Below are 18,254 nucleotides of genomic sequence, written 5' to 3'. Positions count from 1 at the left end.
TTGTTTGATTCGTTGATACTATCTTCTCTTATTTAGTTTTTAAGGTATAAATACCTTTTACATATTTCGATGTTTTTCTCTTGACTATTTATGAAAAACATGTATAATATTGTTTGTCACTTTGTTTTTAGATGTTCACTTGGATGTATTATTCATTTGTCTGGTAGCCATAGCGGAGAGGTCACACCTGTTCCCATGCCGAACACAGCAGTTAAGCTCTCCAGCGCCGATGGTAGTTGGGGCTTTGCCCCTGCAAGAGTAGGACGCCGCCAGGCTTATTGATTCCATTCCACAGTAGCTCAGTGGTAGAGCTATCGGCTGTTAACCGATCGGTCGCAGGTTCGAATCCTGCCTGTGGAGCCATGGAGAGCTGTCCGAGTGGCCGAAGGAGCACGATTGGAAATCGTGTAGGCCGCAACCGCGGCCTCGAGGGTTCGAATCCCTCGCTCTCCGCCACTTTTAACATATTGGCCCGTTGGTCAAGTGGTTAAGACACCGCCCTTTCACGGCGGTAACACGGGTTCGAATCCCGTACGGGTCACCACTTATTGGAGGATTAGCTCAGCTGGGAGAGCACCTGCCTTACAAGCAGGGGGTCGCAGGTTCGAGCCCTGCATCCTCCACCATAAATTTCATATCGCGGGGTGGAGCAGTCTGGTAGCTCGTTGGGCTCATAACCCAAAGGTCGTAGGTTCAAATCCTGCCCCCGCAACCAAATAACGGTCTGGTAGTTCAGCTGGTTAGAATGCCTGCCTGTCACGCAGGAGGTCGCGGGTTCGAGTCCCGTCCAGACCGCCACCTAAATCAAGTGTTAATACACCTAAAAAATACATAAAGGCTCGGTAGCTCAGTCGGTAGAGCAAAGGACTGAAAATCCTTGTGTCGGCGGTTCGATTCCGTCCCGAGCCACCATCTTTATGCTTTTAATTGTGTTCATATGGAGGGGTAGCGAAGTGGCTAAACGCGGCGGACTGTAAATCCGCTCCCTCAGGGTTCGGGAGTTCGAATCTCTCCCCCTCCACCATTTCTTGTTATAAATTAATAGGGGTATAGTTTAATGGTAAAACGAAGGTCTCCAAAACCTTTGATGTGGGTTCGATTCCTACTACCCCTGCCATGTTGATACCATGGCGGTCGTGGCGAAGTGGTTAACGCACCGGATTGTGGCTCCGGCACTCGTGGGTTCGATCCCCACCGATCGCCCCATTCTTATCAATAATTTTGTTGGGCTATAGCCAAGCGGTAAGGCAGCGGGTTTTGATCCCGTCATTCCCAGGTTCGAATCCTGGTAGCCCAGCCATTTTGCGGAAGTAGTTCAGTGGTAGAACACCACCTTGCCAAGGTGGGGGTCGCGGGTTCGAATCCCGTCTTCCGCTCCATTAGTTTTAATATTGGCGGCATAGCCAAGTGGTAAGGCAGAGGTCTGCAAAACCTTTATCACCGGTTCAAATCCGGTTGCCGCCTCCAAACGCACATGCCGGTGTGGCGGAATTGGCAGACGCGCACGACTCAAAATCGTGTTCCGTAAGGAGTGTCGGTTCGATCCCGACCACCGGTATCAATACGCTGCTTGCCAATGCAGCGAAATCAACGTTTCTTACACATCGTAAGAAGCGTTTTTATTTATCTCCAATACGATTCTTAGAAAAAAATCGTGTATGTTCCTGTCATTAAACAAGAAGAAATAAAAAATGGCAAGACGTACAAACGAATTATCAATTTTAATACAACAAAAGGTGTAAAAGATATTGATTTTAAAACTACTTTTTCTTTATTTGTTGATGATTGCCAAAGGGGATTGCCTTGGTAAACCGCCGCGCTTATTAACAGATCTCTCATAAAAGGATAAATCTGTGGTTTTTTATATAAATACTTCTTTGCTGTGGAGCGGGAATTCCGTTAATATAAAATAAAATGATGTTGGCAATAGATTGGGTGATCAAATGAAATTTATCGTATTTGATTTGGAATGGAATCCCGTTTTTCGTAAAGGCAAATTATTAGGTCAAGAAATTACCGAAATTGGTGCAGTTGAAGTGAGTAGTGAGTGAGATTGATGGATTTTTAATTATAGGAAGGAAATTTCACTCTTATATCAGGCCATTCAAACCAATCTCAAAGAAGATAAAAAACTAACAAACATACAAGAAACTGACACATGGTTGTCCCCCGATTTCCCATAGCTATAAAGCGATTACATAAATGGCTGGGAAATCAATCCGTTGTTTTTTGCGCAATGGTGTTAATCTATTTAGTGATGATGCAATGTAATGGATAAACATAGAGTATTTTCGCCTTTAGTAAATCTCAAAATGAGAATTAGAACATTAAAGAACTTCTTTTTTGTTTATGGGAGGAGGGCAGAATTCAATGAAGGATTATGGGAAAGATTTGTTTAAAGGAACATCTTGGTATTATTCGCGTTATAGACCAATTTATCCATCATCGCTTATTAGGTTTTTAATCACTAAATTCTCTTTAAACGGCAAAGGTCATATGCTTGATTTGGGTTGTGGAACTAGTCAATTGGCATTCAGGTTCTCTGATTGGTTTGAAAAAATCGTTGGGATAGATACAGAGCCCGAAATGATTGAGGAATCAAAGCGTCTTAGCAAGGATGTTAGAGTGGAAAATATGGAATGGTTTATTGGCGATATTGATTGTTACAAAAGAAATTTCGATAATACTTTTAGTTTTGTAACAATTGCAAAAGCGTTCCACTGGATGGACAGAGAAAAGGTTCTTGATATTTTATATGATATGATTAGTTTTGGTGGAGGAATAGCAATCATCGATAGTTATACTCCAAATAAAGAGCCCTTACTCTGGCAAAGGAAAGTTGAGGAAGTTGTTAAACAATGGTATGGAAATGAAAGAAGGGCAGGTAACACTACTTACACCCATCCTATAGTTAGTCATCAAGAAATTGTAGCAAATTCAAAATTTGACTTGGAAATTCATGAAATACCCGCTTATGATCATGTTTGGACATTGGATTCGATTATTGGCAATCTTTATTCAACTTCCTATGGTAGTAAACAATTTTTAGGGGCAAACTCCAAATTATTTGAAGAGCATTTAAAAGAAGAATTATTGAAGCTTGATAATTCCGGTATTTTTAAAGAACAAATAGATATTTCAGTTAAAATAGCAATAAAAAATAACTAATTCGACTCTTAGTTATCCTTAGTTATTTTTTAATGCATTATATGATTAAATTTGTAAAAGGATATATATCAAAAAAGGAACAATAACTCCGGAGACAATATCAAGCATGCTTCCACCTTTTAGATCGTGAATCCCCGTGGCGTGGTATAGGGAGCTTCTTTCATAGGCATCGATCTTATCACGAATGACAAGGCCTTTAATTTTGGTACCAAGTTGGGAAGCAATACCTTTAATAATGGATATTGAATCTTCAAAGCCTGGTTTGTGCAGAATATTATTTGGTAAAATAAGCATTACGCGTTCCATCGTATTTAACGGATGATGGATATTTGCTATGAGCGAACGTTGGTAGGTATGTTCAAGGAAATTATCAATCACTTTCCCGAAAACCTTTTGATTACCTTCAATTACGCCATCCCATCCCGCTATGATGGTTGTGATTCGTTCTTCTGTAGCCGCACGCTCTACTCCCCATCCAATATTTTGATCTACCCGTGTCAGTAATTTAACAGAGACATCTGCGCCTGATGCATATACGACGGAATGTCCAAGCATTCTTTCTGCCTGTGTCACTTCATTGCTTGCCTGCTTTAAATCCTTCTGAACCACTGTTAATGGGTATAGTGGTTCTTTCTTTGGGCATAATCCAATAATTTAGCATTGGATTTTACAATATACTATAATCAATTTTAAAAGTCTAGTGCAAAAAAACATTCGAAACATTGGTTTATTTGGGTGAAAATGGAGAGTGGAGACAAAAGCTAATGCAACGAGGGGGAAACCAATATGAGAAGTATTCAGAGCTGGATTGTGGAACGTTTACTCACCCGGCTGAGTAATAAAGATAGCTTTACCGATGAAAAACGCTACTCTGAATTTTTCGAGGCGAGGAAAATTAAAAATCAAAAACCTTATGTCTTACCAAAATGTATTCAGAGAAAGTTTGACATCAAAAAACAGCAGTATGATGGAATGGAATGTTATATCTTTAATCAAGAAAAAACTGCTTCAGAAAAATCAATACTTTATTTACATGGAGGAGGATATATCAAACAACCATCGGTATACCATTGGAATTTTCTTGGGAAAGTAATGAACGAAACCAATGCTAAAATATACGTTCCAATTTATCCGAAAGCACCCAATCATCAATATAAAGAGTCTTTTGATAAAGTCCTTCCCTTATATGAATGGATTTTAGGGATATCAGATAAGGAAAATATTATCTTGATGGGTGACTCTGCTGGAGGAGGATTTGCATTAGCGTTAGCACAATTGTTCTTGGAAAAGGGGTTACCACAACCCAGACATATCATTTTACTTTCACCTTGGCTTGATATTACTATGAATAATCCAGATGCTTATGCATTAGAACATAAAGACCCAATGTTGGGGATTTATGGTTTGATTCAAATGGGGAAGGCGTATGCAGGAAACACTGACCGAAATAATTATTTACTCAGTCCAATCAATGGAAAGATGAATGGATTGGGGGAAATTACGTTATTCGTAGGGACACATGAAGTTTTTTTACCTGATGCTAGAAAGTTCAGAGATATGGTTGTATCACATGGAGTTAAAATTAATTACTTTGAATACCCGAAAATGAATCATATCTTTATGATTTACCCTATTCCAGAGGCAAAAAAGGCGACAAAGGAAATTGTGAATATCATAAATGGTATGTAAAAGTTGCGATATATTTATGAATTGGAAGCAAATATAAGGTAAAATAGGGTACAAGCAAATTTAGCACGTATTGAGGTGTTCAACAGATGGATGAATGGTACAAACTTGATAACGCAGGGAAAATGTTTCACGCCGTATCGGAACAAACAAATTCTTCGGTCTTCCGGATCGCTGCAGTTATGAAGAAAACAGTACAGCCGGAGAAACTGCAACTAGCGCTGGACGATGTTCTTAAACGCCTTCCTATGTTTGCAGTGAAGCTTCGTAAAGGTGTTTTCTGGGACTTTCTTGTGGAGAATAACGAAAAGCTTTTTGTTCAGCCTGAAAGCCAATATCCATGTGCACCAATTGATCCGTTAGAAACAAATGGATTCTTACTGCGTGCAACCTATTATAAAAAGCGCATTTCCGTGGAATTTTTCCATTCTGTGACAGACGGAACAGGAGCTTTAGAATTTATTAAAGTACTGGTTTATTACTATCTGACCCATTTAGGGGAAGATGTAAGCTATGAAAACATGCTGATCGATATTCATAATGAGCAAAGCTATTATGAAAGAGATGATAGTTATCAAAATTATGTAACGGACGAAAAAACAGAGAAATACAAAGAAGCTTCTTCCTATCAAATCCGCGGTATATCAATGGACCAAACCATTGCAGTCCATGGAAAAATGAGTGCAGAAAAGGTGCATCAACTTGCCAAGGAGCATGGAACAACGATTACCGCTTTTGTCACCGCAATTTTAATTGCAGCTATTTATAAAGAACGATTAAGATACCGGGCATATAAAGAAGAAATAAAAATTGCTGTTCCGGTCAATTTGCGAAGTCTTTTTCCGTCTAATACACTGCGCAATTTTTTTGGTGTAGTCAATATCGGCATGTCTGTCACAGAAACAACGACATTGGAAGAAATTATCGCAGAAACATCAAAACAACTGCGTGAGAAGGTACAAAAGGAAAACATGCAGCAAAGTATTAATGATCGTGTGAAATGGCAAACAAGACTGGCAGCACGATTTATTCCACTCCCGCTTAAATATCATGCCATTCGTTATGGTTACAGGAGTTTTAGTGAGCGTACCAAAGCGATGACCTTGACAAATATGGGTAAAGTACGACTTCCTGACTCAATGGAATCCCATATTGCCCATATGGAAATGGTTCTGTACCCGACAAAGAAAAGCCCAATCAACGGAGGGATGATCGCTGTGGGAGATGAACTCGTAATCACATTTGCAAGAATGATACAAGAAGCGGATATTATCCGTACTTTCTTTAGAGAACTTTCCAAGACATTTAATTTGGATATAGAAGTATACTCCAATGACAGCAGGTGAAAACAATGGAAAATTATTGTGCAAATTGCAATATCCATACAAAACAACAATATTGTCCCTTGTGCAAACACAAACTTTCCGAAAGAACAGATGAGAATGAGTATTATCCTGTGTATGAAACAAAAATAAAACGACGTCATTTTGTACAACGTCTTGTCTTATTTATTGCGATTTTCACTATTAGTACAAGCGTATTAATTAATCTGTTAACGAATCGAAATGAATTATGGTTTCTCTACGTGTTGGGGCCGGTTCTATATGGGGTATTGTTTATTAACCATACGATTCTCTCAAAAGCGCACACGGGTTCCAAAGTTATTTTCCAGGTTATTGCACTTTCCGTTATGCTCTTTATTCTGGACGCGGCTTCCGGAGGTTCGAGATGGTCGATTCATTATGTTATTCCCTTTCTCGTCACCTTGGCTACATTGTTTGTAACGATTATTGTCCTGCGAAAACCAATGAAATGGCGTGAATATATTGGCTATATGACAACGATGGTCATTCTGGGCTTTCTTCCTGTCATTCTTTTTCTAAGTTCTTGGTCTACTGTATTATGGCCAAGTGCTGCAACTGCCTTATATGCTCTGCTAACGCTGATTGGGATGATACTATTTTCGGAAAAAACGATGAAGAACGAAATTGTGCGGAGGTTCCATTTCTAATCATAAAAATATATTTGAATGAGTGGAGGAACCAGGAACACGGTGTTGCATCGTCCTTTATCCAATACACAAATACATCTTGGTAATGGCGTGAAGTAAAAACTTTCCTGCATATTTCCGGGTGTTTCGTGATATAATAGAACAAACGTTTCGGTTAGAAGGTGCATATCATGAATCATTTGCTGTCAGATTCCATAAAATCCAAACAGAAAATCATGATCTTTTATATGGACAGTGACAATCACGTAACACAACGGATCATACGGGTGATTCGTATGGAAGAGAACACGATCATCGCTTTTTGTTATTGGCGCAAAAGGGTACGGACCTTTAGGCTAGATCACATTTTGGCGGTTGAACCTGTTAGAAAAAGGTCTGCGGTATCCTAAGGCGGCAACATGTCCAAACTGTGGTTTAGAAATAATAATGGTAATGGAGGGTTTGCAATGGATGTGCGGATCGAATTAACCTATCAATCGCCCAAAGGTACAACGACAAGGTTCATTTCGGATGAGATGCACGCCAAGAAAGCGTTGATGCTGGCGGAGGATTTGGAAAAGACAGGCCGGGCAGAAGCATTAACGTTTGTCGATGGGTCTGATCATACATGGTCAATGAAAGAATTAAAAAAATATATGGAAGAGATTCAAACGGAAGCACACGATATTACTGTTTATTTTGATGGCGGGTTTGATTTGGAAACCAAGAAGTCAGGTCTGGGTTGTGCGATTTATTATAGCAAAAATGGAAAGTCCTATCGGCTGCGTAAAAATACGACTGCGATGGAACTCGATTCGAATAATGAAGCAGAATATGCCGCGTTGAATTTGAGTTTACAGGAACTGGAACTTATGGATGTGCATCATTTGCCGGTTACATTCATTGGGGATTCCAATGTGGTAATCAACCAAATGAACGATGAATGGCCATGTTATGAACCGGGATTGGCAAAGTGGATGGATCGAATTGAAACGAAGCTCGAAAAAATCGGGGTGAGGCCTGAATATGAATTGGTTTCGCGGAAAAGAAATCGTGAGGCGGATCAGCTGGCATCGCAGGCATTGAAAGGTGTTGAGATAACGAGTACGATTGAATTGAATTAGAGTGAGCAGTAGCGATGAATTGGCCGTGTGTTTGTTTTTGTTGCTTCCAATAGTTTCTTTATAAATATATTTCTACATTTTTTTCTCCTGCCCAATCTATCGTGTCTAAGGAATGCATGTTGAGCTTTACAATATGTAAAGGCACAACGTACGGTTACCATGGTCGGGGATTGGGCTAATAACCCACGTTTCAGCTATCCTATTTTTCCTACCAAACAGGGGGTTGGGCGGCATTCCTTATTTGTGTTGTTAATAACCGCACGTTAAATTATTTGTCTAATCGAACCCTTCTGTTAATTCCTATTTACAAATGAATGTTAAATTGCTAGGATATATATCATGTACTACATCATACATAGTATGTAAATGCTTTAAATACATGTATATCTTTAGAAAGATGGATGTTACAATTACCGGTTGTGAAACGCAGTTGGTGATGGCTTCAAAAGATTGGGATACGTTTGATCAATGAAAAACCCCAAGGCAAATTTAAATCTGTGAAGGGAGATTGCGAGAATGAAAGATAACGTTAAACGAGAACAGATATCAGATGATCCTCGGTATAAAATTGCTAACCGTGAAGCCTTGATTGGGATTGGAATCGCTATAGCAAATTTCCTATGGTGGTTTGGTTTCGCATACGGTTTTGGCTCAAAAGATGTTGACAAGTATCATTATGTTTTTGGATTTCCCGCTTGGTTTTTTTATAGTTGCATTCTTGGATTTATTGTCTTTACGATCCTTGTCATTATCATTGTAAAGTTCTTTTACAAGGATATTCCGCTTGATGCAGAATATGAAGATGACACCAAAGGAGGATCCCCGAAATGAACTGGGAAGTTATTATAATATTGATTTTATATCTAATTGCGATGTTTTTGATAGGGGTTTTTTCGTCCAAATGGGTGAGAAAATCCTCTGATTTCACAAATGAATATTTTCTTGGTGGCAGACAACTCGGAGGGTTTGTTCTTGCAATGACTATGTTTGCTACCTATGCAAGCGCCAGCAGCTTTCTCGGCGGACCAGGAGCAGCCTACACATTTGGATTGGCTTGGGTGTTACTAAGTATGACGCAATTGGTGACCGGTTATTTCACCTTATCGATTCTTGGCAAAAAATTTGCAATCATGGCAAGAAAGATAAATGCGGTTACATTAGTTGACTTTTTAAAAGAGAGATATCGTAATAAGTGGGTTGTTATTTTGTCCGCTATTTGTATCGTAGTTTTCTTGTTTGCTCTTATGGCCGCCCAGTGGGTTGGTGGAGGACATCTGATGGAGTCTGTCATGGGTATTCCTTACGTATCTGGATTATTTGTTTTTGGTATGGTCCTTGTTATCTATACAGTCATCGGAGGATTTCGCGCCGTCGCTATAACGGACACTATCCAGGGTGTAATTATGCTGATAGGTTCCTCCATTCTAGTGGTAGCTGCCGTTATTGCCGGTGGAGGGATTAACAATATTATGTCGGGTTTGATTTCCGAAAATCCGAATTTGGTTTCACCATTTGGGAGCGATCAATCGTTATCACCAGCCTATGTTTCATCGTATTGGGTATTAGTGGGTGTGGGAGTTGTAGGGTTACCGCAAATAGCTGTCAGAGCCATCTCATATAGAAGTTCCAAGTCCATGCATAGCGCGATCATGATCGGTACGTTTGCTGTCGGCTTTGTTATGCTTGTTTTGACATTAACAGGAGTATTTGCTCGTGTCATTATGCCGGAGGTTAGTGTTGCCGATAATACGTTACCATTGCTTGCACTAGAGTTGTTGCCTCCATGGCTTGTTGGGATTGTTTTAGCTGGCCCGTTGGCAGCCATTATGTCAACCGTTAGTTCAGTTTTGCTAGTTGCAAGTTCTTCCATTATTAAAGATATATATTTAAATTATGTGAAGCCTGATGCAACCAGTAAAACAGTGCAAAGATTAAGCTATGGTGTTACCACGATTATTGGCGTAATTGTTTTCTTTATGGCCATTAAGCCACCGAGCCTGTTAATTTGGCTCAACCTGTTTGCCATGGGGGGCTTGGAAGCCGCTTTTATCTGGCCAATTGTCATGGGATTATACTGGAAGACGGGGAATAGTGTTGGAGCATTATCTTCCATTTTAACAGGGGTGATTGCCTTTATTTGTTTTAATACTTTTATTTCAAATCCATTCGGCTTACACCCGGTTGTTATATCGGTAATCTTATCTTTCCTCGCTTATGTTTTCGGCAGTTTATTTACAAAAAAACGGTTTGCCGCCCAGCGGTCGGAAATTGTTACAAAGTTTTGGAGTGCTTGACTGAAGGTCACTCAATTAAACTGGAGTATCGGATAGTTATGAAATAATTCCTGGACCGGGGGGATGTTTTACACGGATTCAATATTAATTCACGGTGCAATATTGATTGGAACTGTTGTAGCAGGGATCATTATGCTTGGCATGCATATGAGCCAAGTAGTGCTGGGTAACCCTCCGTACGCCTTTTTTGAAACGGAAATTAACAGAATCCAGTCAAACCGCACAAACATGAAGGAGTGACGTTTTTATGAATTTAGCAATGAACTGGAATGAATGGTCCAACTATGATGCTATTGGTCTTGCGGAATTGATACAAAAGGGTGAGGTCACCCCAAAAGAGTTGGCAAACCAGGTTATAAAAGGGGTTGAAGCCTTAAACCCTGAAATCAATGGCGTTATTGAAATCTTTCATGATGTAGCGGACGATCCTATGATGGATGGAATGAACCCTGACGGCATCTTTGCGGGGGTACCATTTTTCATGAAGGATCTCGGTCCTACACTTAAAGGACGCTTACAGGAAATGGGCTCTCTGCTTATGCAGGGAAACCGTTCCACGGCTGATAGCTTTCTGACAAAACAAATTCGCAAAGCTGGTCTCAACGTTATTGGACGGACGACAACACCTGAGTTTGGCCTTTGCAGTTCAGCGGAGAATCCGGATGTTTATATTACCAGAAATCCTTGGGATCTTGATTATACAACTTGTGGCTCCTCTGCCGGGACCGCAGCCTCAATTGCAGCTGGTATTATTCCAATCTCTCATGCAAGTGATGGTGGTGGATCGATCCGAATTCCAGCTGGTGTAAACGGCAATATCGGATTGAAACCATCGCGAGGTGTTTTTTCGGGAGCCCCTAATAGTTCAGATCTGATGAATATCGTTTCTGCGCAGGGATGCCATACCCGTAGTATACGTGATACTGCTGCCTTTGTTGATCATTGCAGGGGAGGGGCACCCGGCGAATTTATGCCTTATTGGACACCAAAAGAGCCATACTCCGAGCTGATAAAACGGAATCCAGGAAGGCTTCGAATCGCCGTTTCACATAAGTGGGGGGATTATAAAGCGACCCCGGAAATTGTTTCTGAGTTAAAGAAGGCGGCTGACTTTCTCGAGCAACTAGGCCATGATGTAGAATGGGTTGTTCCGGACCTTGATCTCCATGCCTCTTATGAAGCACAGACAGCAGCCTATATTATGAAGTTTGCACAAACAATTTCTGATATCCTCCGACAAAAAAATCTTGAAGCTCCTCCGGCAGATCTCGTTGAACCGATGTGTATTAAAGTCTGGGAAGAAGGCCGTTTTGCCTCCTATGCGGACCGTGTAAAAATGCAGACGAAGTTTAACGAAATTTCCCGTAAGATGGGATTATTCTTTGAGGATTGGGATGTGATCCTTACGCCGACAATGGCCAAGCCTACACCATTGGTTGGAACGATGGAGTATCTGACTATTAGTGATAACCCTTCCGTTTATGATTGGTTTGAAAATTTGTGGAGCATTTTTTCCTATACACCAATTGCCAATATTTGCGGACTACCGGGAATTTCCCTGCCAATGGCTGAACTTGGAAATGAATTACCCTTGGGCATGCATATGCTTGCGCCTCAGGGGGAGGATGGTTTGCTTTTGCAACTCGGTGCTCAGATAGAGCGTGAATTGGATGGAAAGTGGAATCATGGACGCAAGCCTGCTAATCATGTAACAAATATAGGATCAAGACTGGAATCTAATTAAAATTAAAGGGACAGGATTGGAAAGAACATTATTTACGGCTTTACCATTAACAAATATGGTGGATATTTTGGACACAGTGAAAAAAAGGATGAGTTTCCAATGAAATATAAGATTTCGATTTTACCAGGAGACGGAATCGGACCCGAAGTGATGAGGGAATCGATAAAAATATTAAAAGTGTTATCTGATATGGATCCAACATTTAATTATGAAACAACAGAATTTAATTGGAATACGGACTATTACCTGAAACACGGTTTAATGATGCCCGAAACGGGTCTTGAACAATTAAAAGCATTTGACGGTATTCTATTTGGGGCGGTTGGGGATTCCCGTGTCCCGGAGCATATTCCTATCTGGGATTTAATTATGCCAATCCGAAAAAGCTTTCAGCAATATATCAATTTCAGGCCGATAAAATTGCTAAAAGGATTGGAAACGCCATTAAAACAAAATAAAAAAATTGACTTTGTTATCATCCGGGAAAATGCGGAAGGAGAATATTCTGCGGCTGGCGGAAAGATGTATCAGGGAGAGCCCCGGGAACTTGCGATACAAAATACAATCATGACCAGGGAAGGTATTTCAAGGGTAGCAACATTTGCTTTTCAGTATGCAAGGGATCACCATCTGCGAAAAGTAACCAATGCAACTAAATCAAATGCCATCATTCATACGATGACATTATGGGATAAGGTTGTTGAAGAAGCAGCAGATAGATTTAAGGATATTGATTATGAAAAATACTATGTGGATGCGATTGCTGCCTTGTTTGTGGAACGTCCCGAAGATTTTCAGCTGATTCTGGCTTCCAATCTGTTTGGTGACATATTGTCTGACCTCGGATCTGCCCTCGCAGGCGGGTTGGGTCTGGCTCCATCAGCAAACATTAACCCTACCGGTGAGTTTCCGTCCATGTTTGAACCGGTACATGGATCTGCTCCTACTATTGCTGGGAAAGGGATCGCAAATCCAATTGCGCAAATCTGGTCGTTAGCATTAATGCTCCAGCATTTCGGGCGATCTGACCTGCATCATAAGATTCTCTCGTCCATAGAAGATGTGTTGGAAGAAAATAAAACACGAACACCAGATATTGGAGGAAATGCAACTACAGCGCAAGTTGGGGATGCGATTGTAAACAAACTTCAAAAAAGGATGTGATTTGCATGACATTTGAAAACAAAACCATTATTGTTACTGGGGCAGGCGGTGGCATGGGTAAAGCAGTCGTTGAGGTATTGCTGAATGATGGGGCAAATGTTGTCGGTTGTGATTTGTCGATTGAAAGCCTGTCAGGGTACGAAAATAACGATAACTTTGTGGCACATCAAGGTGATCTATTGGATGAAACTACCGTAAAAGATATATTTGCTGCGGCAGAAAAGAAATTTGGCAGCATTGAAGGCTTAGTGAACGTTGCTGGAATTGCGCAAAGCTCGACACCGATCGAACAGGTGAGTTTAACTGATTTTCACAAAATGATGGATATCAATATGACCATGACGTTTTTAACCTGCCGGGAAGCCAGCAAATATATGAAGCCAAACAAAAGGGGCGCGATTGTGAACGTTGGGTCAGTATCAACGACCAGACCAAGGCCGGGACTGCAGTCATATGTTGCCTCAAAAGGTGCAGTGGAGTCATTTTCGAAATCATTGGCCTTAGAACTTGCACCAGACAAGATCAATGTGAATGTATTGCACCCTGGACCGTGTGACACGAACATGTTAGGCCAATTCGCCGGGGCAGGAGCGGATGTCATTGAAATGAAGGAAACCGTATTCAGACAAAGTGTGCCGTTGGGGGAATTGCTGACACCGATTGATATCGCGCATTCTGTGAAATTTTTATTATCTGATGAAGCGCGCATGGTGACAGGCAGTGTGTTTCATGTGGACGGCGGTCGAAATATTTAACAGTATGGAGGCGAGGTAATGAAAACGTTAAGGATGTATATCGATGGTAAATGGAAGGATAGTGTCAATCAAAAACATATTGAGGTGCGTGATCCATCAACCGGAACGATCACATCAACTATTCCACGCGGCGATGCGGAAGATGTGGATACAACGGTAATGGCAGCGAAACGTGCTTTTGAAAGCGGTTTATGGCGAAGTGTTAAACCACATGAGCGTGGCAATCTGTTATATCAAATAGCTGCAAAAATAAAAGAAGACCGGGATGAACTGGCACAGCTGGAAACCATGGATGTTGGCAAACCATTGACACAGGGTTATGCAGATATTGATGCGGCCATTCGCTATTTCGAATTCTATGCCGGAGCAGCAGATAAAGTAATGGGTGATACGATTCCAATTGAGGACGGACTAATCGATTATGTTGTTCGGGAACCTGTTGGGGTTACTGCTCATATCGTTCCGTGGAATTACCCGATCCAAATATTATCGCGAAGTGTTGCCGCAGCTATCGCAATGGGCAATACTGTAGTTGTTAAGAGCGCTGAAGATACACCAAATACAGCCAATAAAATCGCAGAATACGTTGATCAGTTAGATATTCCAAGTGGTGTCTTTAATCATATTACGGGATATGGTCACGAAGCAGGTGCGTCTCTGGCAGCTCATCCTTATGTCAACCACGTGACGTTCACAGGATCCGTGAAAACGGGGATTTCCGTTGGCCAGGCAGCAACTGCGAATGTTGTCCCTGTTACATTGGAGCTGGGAGGCAAGTCGCCAAATATTGTCTTTTCTGATTGTGACATCGATAAAACGGTTGACGGGGTTGTCAAAGCAATTATTCAAAATACCGGACAAACCTGTTCAGCGGGGTCACGGTTGTTGGTTGAGGAATCTTTTAAAGAGACGTTTTTACAGAAAATTGTTGATAGATTTAAAGAGTTGACCATAGGGCCTGGAAAAGGGAATTATGATGTCGGACCCATATTAAATGAGCAACAATTTAATCGGATAATGGCTTATCTGGAGCTTGCCAAAACAGAAGGCACCGTTCTAACAGGTGGATCCCGGGTTCACATCGACCATTGTGAAGGGGCTTTTTACATTGAACCGACAATTATTGATCAATTGTCATCAGATAGTAAACTGGCCCAGGAAGAAATATTTGGCCCGGTATTGACGGTGTTTACATTTAAAGATGAAGAGGAAGCCTTAAGTCTGGCAAATAGTACGGAATATGGTTTAGTAACCGGCATTTGGACACAAGATATAAGTCGCGCTCATTATCTTGCCAGCCGGATACATTCGGGGCAGGTATTCATTAATAATTATGGTGCTGGCGGTGGCATCCAAATGCCGTTTGGCGGTTATAAAAAAAGCGGATTCGGCAGGGAGAAGGGCTGGATCGCTTTGTACAATTATACGCAGGTGAAGAATGTGGCAATTCGGTATGGGTAAAATAGCCAAAAAGGCTTGGAGATATCTCCAAGCCTTTTTATACAATAGGAAACCGAACAAAAAATATTGTAAATTTGTTTGCAAAAGTAATAGGTACTGTCAATAAGTTTGTGTAAATTAATAGAGTATCCTCGGAATTGGGATTTGTTTTCTGACACCTACCCTGGGTACCCAGGGTAGGTGTCAGAAAATTAAATCAGATATTATTTGGTTTCCCGTATCGTTTTTCAAACATGTCCTGTAGCTGCTGATAAGCGCTTGCGAATCCCCTTAATTTTCGTTCTCCCCATCTTTGGTTATAGTCGGTTACTTGAAGGTACACTACTTTTTCTGTCGCCCTTTCGCTTGGTAAACTGTTCATGGTTTTTGTGCGCTTCTTGATTTCCTTCATCGTCCGCTCGATGATGTTCGACGTGTATATCACGCGCTGGATAGACGATGGGTAATCCAGGAAAGTCAGAAGCACTTCTAGATCTTCTTCCCATGATTTCACGACTTTAGGATGCTTCGATTGCCAAACCTGCTTAAATGCGTTAAATTGCTTTCTGGCTTCTTCTTTGGTACTTGCCTGATAAATAGGTTTTAAGTCTTCTGCTATGGCTGTCTGATCCTTTTTACGCACGGCATTTAACGCATTGCGGATTTTATGAACAACGCATCGCTGGACATCGGCTTTTGGGTACACCTCTTTCATAGCTGTTTCCAACCCGGGAAGACCGTCAAACACACCAAGCAACACTTCTTCAGCCCCGCGCTCGTAAAGATCTATCAAAATCTCTTTCCAGCCCAAGGAACTTTCCTGACCGCCTACATAAAATCCGAGAATTTCGCGGTAGCCATTCTCATTAACTCCAATGACGATGTAGACGACCTCATTGGCAACGTCATCCCGGCGCAACTTTAAATAGGTTCCGTCCAAATAGAGGACTGAGTAGCGTTTATTCAATGGGCGTTGCTGCCAGGCCTCAATATTTTCAACTGTCGCTTCCGTGATGTTACTGACGGTTGTGGCGGAGTAGGAAGATCCTAGCATATGTTCAATCATTTCCCCAATTTCACGCGTACTAACGCCTTTCTGATACATGCGCGTCACTGTTTCACCTACCCACTGATCACGGCGTTGGTAAGGATCAAATAATTCCGTCTGAAAGTCACCATGGCGATCACGAGGTACTGCGAGATCATCAATATGACCGTGTTTGGTATCAAGGGACCGTTTGTAATAACCGTTTTTCACTTGTTTCAATTCAGGGTGTTCTACCTCGAAAAACTGCTTTCTTTCTTCCTCCATGATGGTCTCCAACTGCTCTTTGACAAAGTCACGTACAAGGTTATCCAGTTGATTTATAAAGTCATGATCCGTTATACTTTGAGACATGGTAGGGTTTCTCCTCTCTTTATTTGTTGTCCAATTTTGAGGATACCCTACCTCTTTTTTTCGTCTCAAATATTTTACACAAACTATTTTACGTCATCAAGTAATAAGAAAGATATTTATTCATAAAATGCTATATTAGATGATTAATTGTGTTTGGATAAGGTTCTCTTTGATGTTATGAATTAAAACGCGAAGGATGGATCGTAAAAAAAGGATGGATCGTAAAAAGTGGAAATTAATTTAAAACGAATGCTAAGCGATTTTTCTACAATTATTAGCTATACAAAATCACCAAATAATGGCTGTACTCGTTTTTCCTATAGTGATGAAGATAGGCAGGCAAGGAACTATCTTTTCTCACAGATAGAGAAGCTTGGTCTTTCGGTAAAGATAGATGCAGTTGGAAATATTCGAGCCATGTATGGGAAGGAAATTGACAAGCCCTCCATTATGATCGGCTCACACATTGATACTGTAGAAAATGGCGGAAAATATGATGGACTGACTGGTGTTTTGACAGCTTTGGAGACGATTAGAGTGTTAAAAGAAGAACAGGTAAACCTGCACCGCCCGATCGAATTGATTATTTTTGCCGAGGAGGAAGGATCAAATTTCGGTATTACCATGCTGGGAAGTAAGGTATTGACCGGCCAGTATGGATTGACTGCTCTCCAAACGATCACAAATGGGGCGGGTGATTCAGCTTATGATGTGATAAAAAAATTTGGCCTTGATGTGGAGCGTACCGGAAAGGACATTCTTGGCAAGGATGAAATAAATGCGATGATTGAGCTACATATTGAGCAGGGTGCGGTGCTGGAGACGCAACAACAATCAATTGGCATTGTTCAGGCAATCGCCGGAATGAAAACATTTAAAATTACCTTGAAGGGTGAATCCAATCATGCGGGCACTACACCAATGAATTTGCGACAAGATCCGTTGGCGGGAGCAGCAAGTATTATTTCGCATATACGTAAGGCAGCCAAAACGCAAGCTTTACCAACAACGGTTGCCACGGTTGGTAAAATAACCTGTCAGCCAAATATGCCGAATGTGATCCCGCAAAAGGTAGAGTTCTACGTGGATGTCAGAGATGTAGAGACAAAGGGAATCGATATCATCGCCAACGAGATAAGAGAAAAAGTAAATGCCGTAGCTGATGAAGACAAACTCCATAGCAATATCGAATTGATTGGTGCATCTGATCCCGTAACACTATCGCCAAGAATTATTCAAGTGATTGAAGAAATAGCAAGCAAGCGTGACTATAACTATATGAAAATGAATAGCGGTGCAGTTCATGATGCGGCGATGATGACGGACTTGACCGATGTGGGGATGATTTTTATTCCAAGTATGGGAGGAAAAAGTCATTGTCCTGAGGAATATACAAGTAATGCAGATATCAAATTGGGAGGTGATTTGTTACTTCATGTAGTTAAAGCTTTAGCTACCAAAAAATGAGAAAACACAGACGACACCAAGTT

At 41.1% G+C, this 18,254-nt stretch carries 15 protein-coding genes, 14 tRNA genes and 1 rRNA gene; 28 read left to right on the top strand and 2 right to left on the bottom strand.

What is annotated here, in order from left to right; genetic code table 11:
- Window positions 1-159 precede the first annotated feature (159 nt).
- The 16 genes from rrf to O2S85_RS14650 all read left to right on the top strand — a co-directional run bounded on the left by rrf (window position 160) and on the right by O2S85_RS14650 (window position 3,168).
- Window positions 160-275, top strand: a 5S ribosomal RNA gene (gene rrf, locus O2S85_RS14725).
- Window positions 276-288: 13 nt separating this feature from the next.
- Window positions 289-363, top strand: a tRNA-Asn gene (locus O2S85_RS14720).
- A 1-nt stretch (window position 364) separates the two neighbouring features.
- Window positions 365-456: transfer RNA gene (locus tag O2S85_RS14715), tRNA-Ser, on the top strand.
- Window positions 457-469: 13 nt separating this feature from the next.
- A tRNA-Glu gene (locus tag O2S85_RS14710) sits at window positions 470-544 on the top strand.
- Between the two features lie 6 nt (window positions 545-550).
- Window positions 551-626, top strand: a tRNA-Val gene (locus O2S85_RS14705).
- Window positions 627-638: 12 nt separating this feature from the next.
- Window positions 639-715: transfer RNA gene (locus tag O2S85_RS14700), tRNA-Met, on the top strand.
- A gap of 6 nt (window positions 716-721) precedes the next feature.
- A tRNA-Asp gene (locus O2S85_RS14695) sits at window positions 722-798 on the top strand.
- A gap of 38 nt (window positions 799-836) precedes the next feature.
- Window positions 837-912: transfer RNA gene (locus O2S85_RS14690), tRNA-Phe, on the top strand.
- Between the two features lie 27 nt (window positions 913-939).
- Window positions 940-1,024 (top strand) — tRNA-Tyr (locus tag O2S85_RS14685).
- Between the two features lie 19 nt (window positions 1,025-1,043).
- Window positions 1,044-1,117: transfer RNA gene (locus tag O2S85_RS14680), tRNA-Trp, on the top strand.
- A gap of 13 nt (window positions 1,118-1,130) precedes the next feature.
- Window positions 1,131-1,206, top strand: a tRNA-His gene (locus O2S85_RS14675).
- Between the two features lie 19 nt (window positions 1,207-1,225).
- Window positions 1,226-1,300, top strand: a tRNA-Gln gene (locus tag O2S85_RS14670).
- A gap of 4 nt (window positions 1,301-1,304) precedes the next feature.
- Window positions 1,305-1,379: transfer RNA gene (locus O2S85_RS14665), tRNA-Gly, on the top strand.
- A gap of 14 nt (window positions 1,380-1,393) precedes the next feature.
- Window positions 1,394-1,467 (top strand) — tRNA-Cys (locus O2S85_RS14660).
- Window positions 1,468-1,476: 9 nt separating this feature from the next.
- Window positions 1,477-1,558, top strand: a tRNA-Leu gene (locus tag O2S85_RS14655).
- An 812-nt stretch (window positions 1,559-2,370) separates the two neighbouring features.
- Complete coding sequence (locus O2S85_RS14650) at window positions 2,371-3,168, top strand: class I SAM-dependent methyltransferase (RefSeq protein WP_269410063.1); 798 nt, start codon at window positions 2,371-2,373, stop codon at window positions 3,166-3,168.
- 45 nt (window positions 3,169-3,213) lie between these two features.
- Here O2S85_RS14650 and O2S85_RS14645 read toward each other — a convergent pair whose 3' ends face one another.
- The gene (locus tag O2S85_RS14645) at window positions 3,214-3,777 is read right to left on the bottom strand and encodes a hypothetical protein (protein ID WP_269410061.1); all 564 of its coding nucleotides are present in this window, start codon (window positions 3,775-3,777) and stop codon (window positions 3,214-3,216) included.
- A 177-nt stretch (window positions 3,778-3,954) separates the two neighbouring features.
- Between O2S85_RS14645 and O2S85_RS14640 the strand changes: the two genes are divergently transcribed.
- The 11 genes from O2S85_RS14640 to O2S85_RS14595 all read left to right on the top strand — a co-directional run bounded on the left by O2S85_RS14640 (window position 3,955) and on the right by O2S85_RS14595 (window position 15,386).
- Window positions 3,955-4,857 carry an alpha/beta hydrolase gene (locus tag O2S85_RS14640; protein WP_269410060.1) on the top strand — a complete coding sequence of 301 codons (903 nt, stop codon included), beginning with the start codon at window positions 3,955-3,957 and terminating at the stop codon, window positions 4,855-4,857.
- Window positions 4,858-4,943: 86 nt separating this feature from the next.
- Complete coding sequence (locus O2S85_RS14635) at window positions 4,944-6,200, top strand: phthiocerol/phthiodiolone dimycocerosyl transferase family protein (protein WP_269410058.1); 1,257 nt, start codon at window positions 4,944-4,946, stop codon at window positions 6,198-6,200.
- A 59-nt stretch (window positions 6,201-6,259) separates the two neighbouring features.
- Window positions 6,260-6,865 carry a DUF6320 domain-containing protein gene (locus tag O2S85_RS14630; RefSeq protein WP_269410057.1) on the top strand — a complete coding sequence of 202 codons (606 nt, stop codon included), beginning with the start codon at window positions 6,260-6,262 and terminating at the stop codon, window positions 6,863-6,865.
- Between the two features lie 170 nt (window positions 6,866-7,035).
- Window positions 7,036-7,254, top strand: coding sequence for a WYL domain-containing protein (locus O2S85_RS18980; RefSeq protein WP_367748720.1), 219 nt, complete (start codon window positions 7,036-7,038; stop codon window positions 7,252-7,254).
- Window positions 7,255-7,311: 57 nt separating this feature from the next.
- A complete protein-coding gene (locus O2S85_RS14625) occupies window positions 7,312-7,968 on the top strand; it encodes a ribonuclease H family protein (protein ID WP_269410056.1) in 657 nt (218 codons plus the stop codon).
- 516 nt (window positions 7,969-8,484) lie between these two features.
- The gene (locus O2S85_RS14620; RefSeq protein ID WP_269410054.1) at window positions 8,485-8,799 is read left to right on the top strand and encodes a YhdT family protein; all 315 of its coding nucleotides are present in this window, start codon (window positions 8,485-8,487) and stop codon (window positions 8,797-8,799) included.
- Window positions 8,796-10,262, top strand: coding sequence for a sodium/pantothenate symporter (gene panF / locus O2S85_RS14615; protein ID WP_269410053.1), 1,467 nt, complete (start codon window positions 8,796-8,798; stop codon window positions 10,260-10,262). Before O2S85_RS14620 ends, panF begins: the two co-directional genes overlap by 4 nt.
- Before the next feature lie 247 nt (window positions 10,263-10,509).
- Entirely contained in the window at window positions 10,510-12,006 is a 1,497-nt protein-coding gene (locus O2S85_RS14610) for an amidase (protein WP_269410052.1), read from the top strand.
- A gap of 99 nt (window positions 12,007-12,105) precedes the next feature.
- Window positions 12,106-13,170, top strand: a complete 1,065-nt coding sequence (locus tag O2S85_RS14605; RefSeq protein WP_269410051.1) for a tartrate dehydrogenase — start codon at window positions 12,106-12,108, stop codon at window positions 13,168-13,170.
- Window positions 13,171-13,175: 5 nt separating this feature from the next.
- Window positions 13,176-13,925 carry an SDR family NAD(P)-dependent oxidoreductase gene (locus tag O2S85_RS14600; RefSeq protein WP_269410049.1) on the top strand — a complete coding sequence of 250 codons (750 nt, stop codon included), beginning with the start codon at window positions 13,176-13,178 and terminating at the stop codon, window positions 13,923-13,925.
- Window positions 13,926-13,943: 18 nt separating this feature from the next.
- On the top strand, window positions 13,944-15,386 hold the full coding sequence (locus O2S85_RS14595; RefSeq protein WP_269410048.1) for an aldehyde dehydrogenase family protein: 1,443 nt from the start codon (window positions 13,944-13,946) through the stop codon (window positions 15,384-15,386).
- Between the two features lie 196 nt (window positions 15,387-15,582).
- On the opposite strand, the gene O2S85_RS14590 is transcribed toward O2S85_RS14595, so the two are convergent.
- A complete protein-coding gene (locus O2S85_RS14590) occupies window positions 15,583-16,764 on the bottom strand; it encodes an IS256 family transposase (RefSeq protein WP_269410047.1) in 1,182 nt (393 codons plus the stop codon).
- A 228-nt stretch (window positions 16,765-16,992) separates the two neighbouring features.
- Here O2S85_RS14590 and O2S85_RS14585 point away from each other — a divergent pair, with 228 nt between their 5' ends.
- Window positions 16,993-18,231: a Zn-dependent hydrolase gene (locus tag O2S85_RS14585; protein ID WP_269410046.1), complete on the top strand. Its 1,239-nt coding sequence runs from the start codon at window positions 16,993-16,995 to the stop codon at window positions 18,229-18,231.
- The last annotated feature ends 23 nt before the right edge of the window (window positions 18,232-18,254 follow it).

The organism is Lentibacillus daqui (genome assembly GCF_027186265.1).
Classification (GTDB): Bacteria; Bacillota; Bacilli; order Bacillales; family Amphibacillaceae; genus Lentibacillus_C; species Lentibacillus_C daqui.
Note: the sequence above shows the minus strand (reverse complement) of the source record. Positions and strands in the feature narration are given on the sequence as shown.

What these genes read in the sequence shown, in the direction of transcription:
- O2S85_RS14640 (WP_269410060.1), top strand. Translation starts at nt 3,955, where the DNA reads ATGAGAAGTATTCAGAGCTGGATTGTGGAACGTTTACTCACCCGGCTG.
- O2S85_RS14620 (WP_269410054.1), top strand. Translation starts at nt 8,485, where the DNA reads ATGAAAGATAACGTTAAACGAGAACAGATATCAGATGATCCTCGGTAT.
- O2S85_RS14600 (WP_269410049.1), top strand. Translation starts at nt 13,176, where the DNA reads ATGACATTTGAAAACAAAACCATTATTGTTACTGGGGCAGGCGGTGGC.
- O2S85_RS14650 (WP_269410063.1), top strand. Translation starts at nt 2,371, where the DNA reads ATGAAGGATTATGGGAAAGATTTGTTTAAAGGAACATCTTGGTATTAT.
- O2S85_RS18980 (WP_367748720.1), top strand. Translation starts at nt 7,036, where the DNA reads ATGAATCATTTGCTGTCAGATTCCATAAAATCCAAACAGAAAATCATG.
- O2S85_RS14605 (WP_269410051.1), top strand. Translation starts at nt 12,106, where the DNA reads ATGAAATATAAGATTTCGATTTTACCAGGAGACGGAATCGGACCCGAA.
- O2S85_RS14610 (WP_269410052.1), top strand. Translation starts at nt 10,510, where the DNA reads ATGAATTTAGCAATGAACTGGAATGAATGGTCCAACTATGATGCTATT.
- O2S85_RS14590 (WP_269410047.1), bottom strand. Translation starts at nt 16,764, where the DNA reads ATGTCTCAAAGTATAACGGATCATGACTTTATAAATCAACTGGATAAC.
- panF (WP_269410053.1), top strand. Translation starts at nt 8,796, where the DNA reads ATGAACTGGGAAGTTATTATAATATTGATTTTATATCTAATTGCGATG.
- O2S85_RS14595 (WP_269410048.1), top strand. Translation starts at nt 13,944, where the DNA reads ATGAAAACGTTAAGGATGTATATCGATGGTAAATGGAAGGATAGTGTC.
- O2S85_RS14635 (WP_269410058.1), top strand. Translation starts at nt 4,944, where the DNA reads ATGGATGAATGGTACAAACTTGATAACGCAGGGAAAATGTTTCACGCC.
- O2S85_RS14625 (WP_269410056.1), top strand. Translation starts at nt 7,312, where the DNA reads ATGGATGTGCGGATCGAATTAACCTATCAATCGCCCAAAGGTACAACG.